At 50.8% G+C, this 12,196-nt stretch carries 11 protein-coding genes; 8 read left to right on the top strand and 3 right to left on the bottom strand.

The features are described 5' to 3' along the window. Positions 1-95 precede the first annotated feature (95 nt). The gene (locus tag ACAW87_RS09645) at positions 96-521 is read left to right on the top strand and encodes a TPM domain-containing protein (RefSeq protein ID WP_370723166.1); all 426 of its coding nucleotides are present in this window, start codon (positions 96-98) and stop codon (positions 519-521) included. A 36-nt stretch (positions 522-557) separates the two neighbouring features. Next, on the top strand, positions 558-1,382 hold the full coding sequence (locus ACAW87_RS09640) for a TPM domain-containing protein (RefSeq protein ID WP_370723165.1): 825 nt from the start codon (positions 558-560) through the stop codon (positions 1,380-1,382). 416 nt (positions 1,383-1,798) lie between these two features. Here ACAW87_RS09640 and ACAW87_RS09635 read toward each other — a convergent pair whose 3' ends face one another. Then, complete coding sequence (locus ACAW87_RS09635) at positions 1,799-4,045, bottom strand: DUF5916 domain-containing protein (protein WP_370723164.1); 2,247 nt, start codon at positions 4,043-4,045, stop codon at positions 1,799-1,801. A gap of 144 nt (positions 4,046-4,189) precedes the next feature. Here ACAW87_RS09635 and dusB point away from each other — a divergent pair, with 144 nt between their 5' ends. The 6 genes from dusB (at position 4,190) to frr (ending at position 9,610) form a co-directional block, all read left to right on the top strand. Next, positions 4,190-5,179, top strand: a complete 990-nt coding sequence (gene dusB, locus ACAW87_RS09630; protein ID WP_370723163.1) for a tRNA dihydrouridine synthase DusB — start codon at positions 4,190-4,192, stop codon at positions 5,177-5,179. A gap of 203 nt (positions 5,180-5,382) precedes the next feature. After that, a complete protein-coding gene (locus tag ACAW87_RS09625) occupies positions 5,383-6,303 on the top strand; it encodes a DMT family transporter (protein ID WP_370723162.1) in 921 nt (306 codons plus the stop codon). Between the two features lie 96 nt (positions 6,304-6,399). Then, positions 6,400-7,521 carry a hypothetical protein gene (locus ACAW87_RS09620; RefSeq protein WP_370723161.1) on the top strand — a complete coding sequence of 374 codons (1,122 nt, stop codon included), beginning with the start codon at positions 6,400-6,402 and terminating at the stop codon, positions 7,519-7,521. A 111-nt stretch (positions 7,522-7,632) separates the two neighbouring features. After that, positions 7,633-8,133 (top strand): acyl-CoA carboxylase biotin carboxyl carrier protein subunit, encoded by a 501-nt coding sequence (locus tag ACAW87_RS09615; RefSeq protein ID WP_370723160.1) that lies wholly within the window; start codon positions 7,633-7,635, stop codon positions 8,131-8,133. A 79-nt stretch (positions 8,134-8,212) separates the two neighbouring features. Beyond that, positions 8,213-8,944 (top strand): UMP kinase, encoded by a 732-nt coding sequence (gene pyrH, locus ACAW87_RS09610; protein ID WP_370723159.1) that lies wholly within the window; start codon positions 8,213-8,215, stop codon positions 8,942-8,944. A gap of 105 nt (positions 8,945-9,049) precedes the next feature. Beyond that, complete coding sequence (gene frr, locus ACAW87_RS09605; RefSeq protein WP_370723158.1) at positions 9,050-9,610, top strand: ribosome recycling factor; 561 nt, start codon at positions 9,050-9,052, stop codon at positions 9,608-9,610. A 166-nt stretch (positions 9,611-9,776) separates the two neighbouring features. Here the strand turns inward: frr and ACAW87_RS09600 are convergent, their stop codons facing one another. Both ACAW87_RS09600 and ACAW87_RS09595 read right to left on the bottom strand, forming a co-directional pair. After that, complete coding sequence (locus ACAW87_RS09600; protein ID WP_370723157.1) at positions 9,777-10,757, bottom strand: UDP-glucuronic acid decarboxylase family protein; 981 nt, start codon at positions 10,755-10,757, stop codon at positions 9,777-9,779. 112 nt (positions 10,758-10,869) lie between these two features. Next, positions 10,870-12,183 carry a UDP-glucose dehydrogenase family protein gene (locus ACAW87_RS09595; RefSeq protein WP_370723156.1) on the bottom strand — a complete coding sequence of 438 codons (1,314 nt, stop codon included), beginning with the start codon at positions 12,181-12,183 and terminating at the stop codon, positions 10,870-10,872. Between the last annotated feature and the right edge of the window lie 13 nt (positions 12,184-12,196).

Raw genomic sequence — 12,196 nt, 5'->3', positions numbered from 1 at the left:
AGCGCTGCTCAGGCATAGCCCGCCCATAAGCGGAGTTTCTCAGAAAAGCTACTATAACTGTTCACTAATAACTGTTCACTGATAATTGATAAACTATGATCCTCACTCCTGAGCAGCAGCAGCAGATTATTGCTGCTATTCGACAAGCCGAACGCCAAACGTCGGGCGAAATTCGGGTGCATGTGGAGGCAAACTGCCCCAATGGTGACCCCATGAAACGGGCTATCGAGGTGTTTCGGCATCTGGGCATGCACCAGACAAAAGAGCAAAACGGCGTGCTGTTTTATCTCGCTCATGATGATCGAAAGTTTGCCGTTCTGGGCGATAGCGGCATTGACACTAAAGTGCCGTCCGATTTTTGGCAAAGCACTAAAGACCTGATGCGCCAGCATTTCGCCGCCGACGATTATACCACCGGCCTCAGTCAGGGCATCGAGCGCGCCGGGCAGCACCTGAAAGCATTTTTCCCCCGGGCCAGCGACGATGTCAACGAGTTGCCCGACGATATTTCATTTGGTTAAGATGACGTCATCTCGGCCTGATCTCCACTATTAACCGTGACTGTCATTCACTCTGTTTCCCGGCTGTTTTCTTCCAGGCTGTTTGTCGGTCTCTGGCTCATCGGTACGTTGCTGTCGTTGACGATTCGTGCTCAGAACGTACCCAGCGATTCACTGCCCAACCGCCCTTCGCCACCACGTTTGGTCAATGATCTGGTAGGTATGCTATCGCCGGGAGAAGTGCAGCAGCTGGAGCGTAAGCTTGTAGCCTACAACGACTCAACATCGTCGCAACTAGCCATTGTCGTAGTGAAATCGACAGGGCTTTACGAACCCGCCGACTATGCTTTTTCTATTGGTCGTAAGTGGGGTGTAGGGCAGAAAGACAAAAATAACGGCGTTGTGTTGCTGTGGGTTACCGGTACCCGTAAGATTTTTATTGCCACTGGTCGCGGTATGGAAGGCGTTTTACCCGATGCTATTGCCAAGCGTATTGTGAGTCAGATTATCGTCCCCAATTTTAAGCAGCAGCAGTACTATCAGGGCCTCGACGAAGCCGTCGACGAAATGTTCCGGCGGGCCACGGGTGAGTACAAAGCCGATCCGGCATCAGACAGTGATTCGGGCGGGGGCGAAATCCTCATCTGGCTCATCATCATTGGCGTCATTATTTTCCTTGTCGTCCGTTCCAGAGGTGGCGGCGGTAAAGGCGGAACCCGGTATCGCGGCGGTGGCGGCGGTATGTTCCTACCCTATACTACGTTCTCTGGCTGGGGTAGCTCATCGGGCGGTTTCGGCGGTGGAAGTAGCGGTGGCGGTGGAGGCTTCGGAGGTTTCGGCGGCGGTGATTTCGGCGGCGGCGGCGCAGGGGGAGATTATTAAAAGAGTTTGTGGTTTGTCGTTTGAGGTTTGTGGCGGTTCGCCGCTGCGGTGCGCTGCTAGGTTAGCGTAACTCTGGTTGTCATAGAAAACGCATGCTACGCCCCGCTGGGGCTGAAAGTTTTAGCGCACCCATACTGCCCGACTACCGATGCCACGGCCCGCTGGGCCTACCGCGCTCCAGCAAAAGCGCCATGCGATTACCACATACACCGAACAACGGGCCCATCGGTAGCATCCACGTATACAACGACAAACAGGCCCATCGGGCCGCAGCATTGGTAGTATTAACACCATTTGCTGACCAACCAAAGCCCCGGCGGGGCGCAGCATGCGTTTTGCTAAGTGACAGCGCTACTAGCCAATCTAGTTATTGCTTCAGCAGCGCAACCTCAAACAACAAACACTAAACTCCCTTCTTATACATTAAACCAGTACGACAACTTAACCACTAGCGCGCGGTTTTTACTGGTTAATGAACCGGGAAAGTAGTTTTCCTGATACACCACGAAAAGGTCAGAAACCGGTGCGTAACGCCACTGAAGGCGGGTGTTTAATAGCGTATTGGCCGTTTGATTGTTTACCTGCACGGTCGTTGTCCAGAATAATTTTCGCGAAAAAGTCAGGTCCAGACTAGGTCCAATCAGCAAGTACTCTGCTGATTTATAGGGCTTCGGCAAACGAATGTTGTTATACTCGCCGTACATACTCACCGATCCGTAGGGCTGAAATCTATACTGAATCTGGGCGGTTAGGCTCGTATTTTTTCCGTTAAAATAACCACCCGACCACCCTTCGAGCGAGGCGGTAAGCAGATTGCGCTTATCGGTATTCAGGTAACCAAACAGCCCCTGAATGGTGTAGTCAGTACCGCTTGCCAGTTCCAGTCCGTCTGAATTGGTTGGGTCGAAGCCGTTGAACAGGTATGTATAATGCCGGTAAAAGCCCATGCCGCCTTCTGTTGTGTTGCGCGCCTGTACGTTATAGCCCACATTAAACTCCCGGTCAGTAAGCCGCCCATCCAGCGTTCGGATAAAGGTGACATCAGAAAACGGACCGTGCGAAATAATCTGCTTGTTACCAGGTACGTAGAAAGTCATTTGCACTTCAGGCACCATTCGCCAGTAACCCCGACGCTGCACGTACCCAATGTCGTTGATGGTATAATTACGCCCCACGTATTCGTGCGTCCAGGACGCGGTCAGGTTGCGGATCGTATAATTCAAATTCAGACCGTGCGTATCGTTTCCGCGGCGGTTAGTTGTCCCTCCCTCCGGCTCACCAGCCATATTCAGCGATATCGGCCGGAATACCTGATTGTAAAAAGCTTTACCACTCCATCGGTTATTTGCCGTTTGCAGATTGTATTCCAAGCCACCCAGCCGGGTAAATCCAGGACTGTCGGGCAACGTACCTGACGGCGAACCGCCTACACTTTGCCGATTCACGAAAATGGCTGATACCGTCGACCGGCCAAATACCTGCCGCTGCACTACGCCCATGGTGTAGTTCTGCCCCGTGATACCCCGGCCAGGTTGGTTAGCCGTTTGCGTGTTAAGCAGGCCAATCCGCCAGTTTTTATCTATTTTCCCACTCAGCCGCGCCCCATAGAGCAACGGATTCTGCACAATAACACCCGTGGTTGTATCAAGGCTAATTCCGATGCGACGGCTGAAAAACGGTCGATTACTTTCAAATCCGTAGTTGGCAAACAGATCCTGATTCTCAATAAAAAACTGCCGCCGTTCGGGATAAAAAATCTCGAAACGACTCAAGTTCGTTACCTGCTGATCGGCCTCTACATTTGAGAAATCCGGGTTCACCGTCAGGTCGAGGTTCAGCGAAGGCGTAATGCCGATTTTGGCGTCGAAGCCAATACCACCGGCAAACGTGCGTTGCCCTTTGTTGTCAAGGCCGGGCTCGCCCAGGTCGTCGCAGTACCGACCGCTGACATAGGGAATAACCGAAATGTTTGGCCCCGGATCGGGTAATGGGCGGCTGAATCGGACGGTGTCGGCAAATGACAGGGCCGAAATGGAGTAGGCAACCGGGACACGCCGCCATGAGGTGCGTTGGTTATTTTTCAGATCATGCCGGGCAAAATTCATCAGGAACCAGGTGGTTCCTTTTCGGTACCGGATGCTTTTAAACGGAATAGCCAGTTCAGCCTGCCAGCGGTCGGGAAATTTCTTGACCACTGATCGCCATTTGTTATCCCATTGCGACGCCACCCGTTCGCCGTTGAACATCTGCCCTTCCCGCTCCACCCCATAAGGCGTCACGTTGAATGTGAAGCCATTGATCCGATCGCCAAAAGGGTCGAGGTAGACTGTAAAATTATCGTTCTCATCCCACTCGAAATCACGCTTTAATGAGCTGGCAATGGCGCGCTTTGCCGGGTCTTTGTCGAAACAAACCACAGCTACGTACAGATGAGTAGCATCGAACGAAACCCGTACCTCGGTAGGGTTATAGGCTACGGCCGTGTCGTTCGGAAAATTTTGAATAAACTGCCCGGCCACGCTGGCACGCTGCCACACCCCTTCTGTCAGCAGCCCGTCGACACGAATGGTTGAATCGGTGGGCGCAACGGGCAGGGTTTGGCCGTGGGCGGCAAGGGTGAAAAACAAATAAAAAAGGGCAATGATGTGTAGACGAAGTAGCATAGAATCAATTTTGACGGTGCAAAAGTACGGCTCACTCCCGGTTGGCTTCGGCGAAAAGGATAAGCGGTTGTTGTCTTGTTCAGCCCCAACAAACTATTCCAGTTTAGTGGACGTTGGAAAGTACGTACAGCGAAAACTGGGATTATGGTTAAGATTGGGTCAATTGAATTAGGCGATTTTCCGTTGTTACTGGCTCCGATGGAGGATGTCAGCGATCCACCGTTTCGGGCGGTTTGTAAGGAGAACGGGGCCGATTTAATGTATACAGAATTTATTTCATCGGAAGGGCTTATCCGCGATGCGGCCAAGAGCGTTCAGAAACTCGACATTTTCGAGTACGAACGTCCCATTGGTATTCAGTTGTTCGGCTCCGACGTCGATACCATGGGCGAATGTGCCCGCATTGCCACCCGCGCCAACCCCGATCTGATCGACATTAACTACGGCTGTCCGGTGAAAAACGTGGCCTGTCGTGGAGCCGGGGCTGCCCTGTTGCAGGATATCCCCAAAATGGTGCTCATGACCAAAGCCGTTGTCGATGCCACCCATTTGCCGGTGACTGTAAAAACCCGACTCGGCTGGGACGACAGCACCAAGAACATCATGGACGTGGCTGAACGCCTTCAGGATATTGGCATTCAGGCGCTTACCGTTCACGGCCGTACCCGCGTGCAGATGTATAAAGGGGAAGCCGACTGGACATTAATTGGTCGGGTAAAAGAGAATCCCCGCATCACAATTCCGATTTTCGGTAATGGCGACATCGATTCGCCAGAGAAAGCGCTGGAATACAAAAACCGTTATGGCGTAGATGGCGTTATGATCGGCCGCGCGAGCATCGGTTATCCCTGGATTTTCAATGAGATCAAGCATTTTGTAAAAACCGGGCAGCACCTCGCCCCGCCTACCGTTGCCGACCGAATCACGGCATGCCGCAAACACCTCGACTTCTCTATCCAATGGAAAGGCGACCGGCTCGGCATTTTCGAGATGCGCCGCCACTATACCAACTACTTCAAAGGCCTTCCCGATTTCAAGCAGTTCCGCATGCGCTTCGTCGTGGCTGATACCTACGATGAGTTGCTCACCATCCTGCACGAAGTAAGCGAACACTACGAAGGCGTCATGGTATAGTGCGCGGGTTTAATGGTACACGGATTTAAAGGGATTTAAGACGATCTACACAGATTTTTGGATTAAAAGAGATTTGCTCTGCTTCAATCCACGAATCCCTTTAAATCCTAAATTCCGCGCAAATCGTTTTGAATCCTTTTAGTCCGCGTACCCACACAATCCGCGCCAATCCCTTTAAATCCGTTAAATCAGCGTACCAATCTATGACCGAAACCACTACGTCTGAGCCTGTTCTTGTTACCCAAAAACGCCCGTTGCTAGCTTGGGTATTGCTTACTTGTATGGCGCTGGTGTGGGGTAGCTCGTTCATCATGATGAAGAAGGCGTTGGGGGCGTTCACCGTACAGCAGGTGGCTTCGGGACGCATTTTCTTTGCCTTTCTATTTTTTTTACCCTTCATGCTGGTGCAGATTCGTAAGCCCGACGTGCAACTCGCGTTGCGTCATCGTTGGCTGGCTTTACTGGCATCGGGTACACTTGGCTTTCTGCTTCCCGCCTTTTTATTTGCCGAAGCAGGTGCACACTTAAGCAGCTCACTATCAGGTACGTTAAACTCGCTTAGTCCCATATTCGTACTGCTTACAGGTACGTTGCTATTCCGGCAGCAGTTTCGGGCCAATCAGGTGTGGGGCATTATGCTTGGCTTTGTGGGTTCACTCATTCTAGTATTTTTCAGCGCCACAGGTACGTTCACCATCAATGGCTATGCACTGTTGGTGGTACTGGCCACGCTGATGTATGGCATCAACACCAACCTCATTGGCAAATACTTAAGCCACCTACCCGCCCTTGTGGCTACACCCTGGACGTTTGCCTTTGTTGGTCCCATTGCCGGTTTTTTTCTGCTGTCTACCGATTTCGTCAGTCGGGCCATAGCCGCCGATGCATTGGTGCCGCTGGGTGCCGTGCTGTTTCTGGGCATTCTGGCGTCGGGCATTACGTCGGTATTGTTCATTCGGGTGGTGCAATTGGCCTCAGGTGTCTTCGCGGCCTCAGTAACGTACCTGATTCCAGTGGTCGCCGTGGTTTGGGGCCTTTTCGACGGTGAGAAAATCTACCCGCAACAATACCTCGGCTTATCTATCAGCCTACTGGGTATTTATCTGGTGAACCGGCAGAAATAGGTTACCGGTAACCCTGTAGATTAAATTTTCCTTTACTTAACAGTCAATTACGAGCTGATCTGTATACTTGGCCTTATTACTCAACCGCCCTGCTATATGAACCGCTCCCATGGTTTTTCGCTTCTGTTGCTCATCAGTTTTTGTATCTGGTCGTGCAAGGAAAAAGTCATCGACGTACCCGCACCATTACCTGACCCCGGCCTGACTTGGCAGGTCAATGAAGACTTTCTGTTCGACCGGAAAATTCAGCTCAACAGTTACGCTGATAGCAGTAAAATCATGTTGGCTGGCAGCCAAACTACGGCCATAGCACCGGGCCAATCGCGCCCCGGCCCAGATACGATCTTTGTTCATTATGGCGGTCAGGCTCAGCCCAATGGGCGTACTGATTACCGCCCCCTGCTGCACCCTTCATTCATTGGGTTCATCGTCAACGATTTTGTCAACCTTATTCCCACAGCCAGCCCGGTACAGAGCTACGTTAACCTGGTTGTTCGTCTACCAGCACTTGATCCTGACTTTGCTTCTTTTGATGTGTTGCCCGCTGCCATTGGCGAAACAATGGTGGCTAATGACCAAAATCAGGTTATTGTCCCCTACCGGCGGTATGACCGGTCGTACAACACACCGGTTATTGATGGCCGATTAACGAACATCGCCCTGATTTCAGTAGACGTACCCCGCGCACCAAACGTTCAGCTTAAAACAGCCGATACGAAATTGATCAGTTTTCCGGGAGGCAATTTTTTACAGGCAGTAAGTAGCATAGGCAGCTATTTTCTGGTATCGACAAGCAACGGAACGTACCGCATCTCGCCCGATGGCTCCTATCAAAAGACCTACCCTTACTCATTTCAAAACCTGTTTACATTTAAAGGAACAGTCTACGGCATTACCGCCGCCAACACAAGTACACTAAAACTGGCAGCCTCAACCGATCAGGGTAACACCTGGTCTATTATCGTTGATCAACTGCCAAATGAATACCGCTTCCTGACTTATAAAACAGTGGGCGACCAACTCATTGCGACCTACAATGGCCAGCTTTTCCAGCTAATAATCACACCTACAACCTTATCTGTCGTTGAGCTGGACAATACCGGGCTGTATGGCAACAAGATTACCTCCGTAGCGCAATTCCGTAATACTGTCTACGTATCGACCTTATCAGGCGTATTTACAAAACCCGTTCGTACCTTTCTGACGCAGAAAAAATAAATAGTTTCGGGTTTGTAGTTTCGTGTTTGACGTTGCGCTGCCAAGTCCAGGAGTTGATGACTTGGCAGCGCAACGTCAAACACGAAACTACAAACCCGAAACCACAAACCTATGTACACCGCTTCCGTCAACAACGCCGCGCCCGTCAGCATCGATATTCAGCCTGCGGGCATTACCCTGAATGACCAACCCTATAGCTGGGACCTGTCGAAACTGGGCGAAGGACAGTATCATATCCTGAAAGATGACCGGTCGTATTCGGTAGAAGTGTTGTCGGTCGATGCGGCTACAAAGACTGTACAGCTAAAGGTCAACGGCCGAATTCATGACGTTCTTGCCAAAGACCGGTTTGACCTGTTGCTCGAAAAAATGGGCATGAGCAACGCGGCTGCCAGCAAAGTCAACAACATTAAAGCCCCTATGCCCGGTCTTATTGTGGGCATCAGTCTCGAAGTGGGCAGTGAAGTTAGCAAAGGCGATACCGTGTTGATTCTGGAAGCGATGAAGATGGAGAACAGCATTAAAGCCCCCGGCGACGGCACTGTGAAGTCTATCAAAGTTCAGAAAGGCGACCGGGTAGAGAAAGGGCAGGTATTGGTTGAGTTTGCGTAGACGCGGCTTTCCTGTCATTCAGCTTTCTTACCTTTCGCGGGTTTCCTTATCTTTGCCCCCGCAAAAAAGGCACCTCTGTATGGCTCAACAAACCAAGTACAAACGCATCCTGCTCAAATTGAGCGGCGAGGCACTCGCAGGCCCTGGCGGCTATAACATAGACCCGGCTATTCTAGAGCAATATGCTAAAGAAATTAAGCAGGTTGTGGAACTGGGCGTCGAGGTGGCCGTCGTGATTGGGGGTGGCAACATCTTCCGGGGAGTGTCGGGCGAACGCTCGGGCATCGACCGTGTTCAGGGCGATTACATGGGCATGCTGGCCACGGTGATCAATGCGATGGCTCTTCAGAGTTCGTTTGAAAAGCAAGGCATGTACACCCGCGTGATGTCGGCCATTAAAATGGAGCAGATCTGCGAACCCTACGCCCGTCGACGGGCCGTTCGGCATCTCGAAAAAGGACGGATTGTTATTTTCGGAGCCGGAACGGGCAATCCTTACTTCACTACCGACAGTACAGCTGCCCTTCGCGCCAACGAGATTGAAGCGGATGTGGTGTTGAAAGGCACGAAAGTCGATGGTGTTTACACCGCCGACCCGATGAAAGATAAAACGGCGACGCGTTACACGCACATTACCTTTCAGGACGTTTACGAAAAGAAACTGAGCGTGATGGATTTAACGGCCTTTACGCTTTGTCAGGAAAATAATCTACCCATCATTGTTTTCAACATGAACGAGCAGGGCAGTTTGCTCCGCCTCGTGCAGGGCGAAGATGTAGGTACGTTAATCACCGTGGAGTTACCAGCTTAGATAGTTCAAAGTCCAGAGTCCAAAGTCTGGAAAGTCGGAACCCAATACTAACGACTTTCCAGACTTTGGATTTGTTTTAAACCGACTTTCCAGACTTAAAGAAAAATGGAAGAGATTGAATTATACCTTGATGACGCCAAAGAGACGATGGAGAAGGCGTTTAAACACCTGACCATCGAACTCACCAAAATTCGGGCCGGGAAGGCGTCGCCCGACATGCTCGGTGGCATTCAGGTCGACTATTACGGGTCGAAATCGCCGATCACCAACGTGGCTTCGGTAACCACACCCGATGCCCGTACCATTGCCATCAAGCCATTTGACCGGAAGATGATCGGTGAAATTGAAAAGGCGATTCGGAACAGCAACATAGGCCTGGCGCCTATGAACGACGGCGAACTTATTCGTCTGAGCGTTCCACCTCTGAACGAAGAGCGCCGCCGCGACCTGCTGAAGCGGGTGAAGCAGGAAATTGAAGTGGCAAAAGTGAACGTGCGGAACATCCGTAAAGACACCAACGACGCCATTCGTAAATTAACAAAAGAAGGCGTTTCTGAAGATGCTGTGAAAGTAGGCGAAGACCGCGTTCAGAAACTGACCGACGCCTTCATCGGCCGCGTTGACGACACCTACTCAGCTAAAGAGAAAGATATTCTGACGGTTTGAGATTTAGCGTATTGCTGACGCATGTAGAGACGCAAGATTTTGCGTCTCTACGCTGATTACAACAAAAAACCTGCAAACGAAAAGCTTGCAGGTTTCTTAAAGACAGCTAAATGGGTAAGCCCTATGGACTTACCGGACGTAAATATAACCGCCAAACCAATACGCCTTACTTTTTCGCAAAGTCGCGGTGATTTGCGGCCGAATAAAGCTCTTCACGGGGTAGATTCCGGAAATAATCGTACGTAATCTTTAGTCCTTCCTCGCGCGATACCTTTGGCTCCCAGCCAAGCAACTCCTTCGCTTTGGTAATATCTGGGCGGCGCTGTTTCGGATCATCGACTGGTAATGGCTTCACAACCAGTTTCTGCGACGTACCGGTGAGTTTAATAATCTCCTCACCAAACTCTTTGATGGTGATCTCTACCGGATTACCGATGTTGACCGGGTAAGCATAGTCGCTCAGTAGCAGACGGTAAATTCCGTCGACCAGATCGGCCACGTAGCAGAACGAACGGGTCTGCGAACCATCACCAAACATGGTCAGATCTTCGCCACGCAATGCCTGACCGATGAAAGCGGGGAGTACCCGACCGTCGTTGAGGCGCATCCGAGGCCCGTAGGTATTGAAGATCCTGACAATACGGGTTTCCAGACCGTGATACGTATGATACGCCATGGTCATGGCTTCCTGAAAACGTTTAGCTTCATCGTATACGCCACGCGGCCCAACGGGGTTCACATTACCCCAATACTCTTCGGGCTGCGGATGAACGTTAGGGTCACCGTAAACTTCCGACGTCGAGGCAATTAGCACCCGGGCTTTCTTCACCCGAGCCAGACCCAGACAGTTATGAATCCCCAACGATCCTACTTTCAGGGTTTGAATCGGAATTTTCAGGTAGTCGATCGGACTAGCGGGCGACGCGAAGTGCAGGATGTAATCCAGTTCACCAGGTACGTGGATAAACTTGGATACGTCGTGGTGGTAAAACTCAAAATTAGGGAGCTTGAATAGATGCTCGATATTGCGCAGATCGCCCGTGATCAGGTTGTCCATCGCAATGACGTGATAGCCTTCCTTGATAAATCGATCGCACAAATGCGATCCAAGAAATCCGGCCCCGCCCGTTATTAATACACGTTTCATAGTTTGACTAGTTAAAAGTTAATAGTTAAAAGTTAAGAGTTGACGGCGCGCCCGTACGAAAACAAACTAGGCACGTATAAACTTTTAACTTTTAACTATTAACTATTCACTCTTAACTGTTTACAACTTCGCGGCCGATTGAATAATAGGTGTAGCCCATCTCGCGCATTTGCTCTAGTTCGTAGACGTTACGACCGTCGAAGATCACTTTGTTCTTCAGTAACAGGTTCATTTTCTCGAATTCGGGCGTACGGAACATGGGCCATTCGGTCATGATTACCAGCGCATCGGCATCATCGAGGGCGGCGTATGATGTGTGCGCAAACGTGATCTGATTGCCCAGGATATTACGTACGTTTTCCATCGCTTCAGGGTCATAAGCCGTAATTTTGGCTCCCTCGGCCAATAGCTCCCGAATATTATCGAGGGCTGGTGCTTCCCGGATATCGTCGGTGTATGGTTTGAAGGCCAAGCCCCACACAGCAATTGTTTTTCCTTTCAGATCACCCCCGAAATGCTGCTTGATGAGCGGCAATAAGCGCTTTTTCTGGGCGTGGTTCACGTCCATTACCGATTGGAGAACCTTAAAATCGTAATCAAAGTCCTGCGCGGTTTTGGCCAGAGCCTGCACGTCTTTCGGGAAGCAGCTACCCCCATAGCCAATGCCAGCAAACAGGAACCGCTTACCAATCCGGCTGTCGGTACCAATGCCTTTCCGAATATCATCAACATTGGCGCCTACCTTTTCACATAGATTGGCAATCTCGTTCATGAAGGTAATCTTGGTGGCCAGAAACGCATTAGCCGCATATTTCGTCATTTCGGCCGAACGCTCGTCCATGAAAATAACGGGGTTACCCTGACGTACCAACGGCGCATACAGCCGGTTCATCACCGCCTTGGCCTTATCTGACTTGGTACCGATCACCACACGGTCAGGCTTCATGAAGTCTTCAACGGCTACACCTTCCCGCAAAAATTCGGGGTTAGAGACCACATCAAAATCAACCTTTGCGTTTTTAACAATGCCCGCATGCACCTTTTCGGCAGTTCCAACAGGCACCGTGCTCTTATCAACGATAACCGCATACTGCTCCAGAATGGGACCCAGGTCATTGGCTACGCCCAGAATATATTTCAAGTCGGCTGATCCGTCTTCGCCCGGAGGTGTTGGCAGAGCCAGAAAAATAACCTCGGCTCCTTTAATCCCTTCGGCCAGATTAGTCGTAAATTTTAACCGACCTTCTTCTACGTTCCGGTGAAACAACACATCGAGACCGGGTTCGTAGATGGGAATGATCCGGTTGTTGAGTTTTTCAACCTTCCGCTCGTCGATATCGACGCAGGTAACCTGATTGCCGGTTTCGGCGAAGCAGGTGCCGGTAACCAGCCCTACATATCCCGTACCTATTACTGCTATTTTCATATAAATTGGTTAA

The organism is Fibrella aquatica (assembly GCF_041321135.1).
Classification (GTDB): Bacteria; Bacteroidota; Bacteroidia; order Cytophagales; family Spirosomataceae; genus Fibrella; species Fibrella aquatica.
Note: the sequence above shows the minus strand (reverse complement) of the source record. Positions and strands in the feature narration are given on the sequence as shown.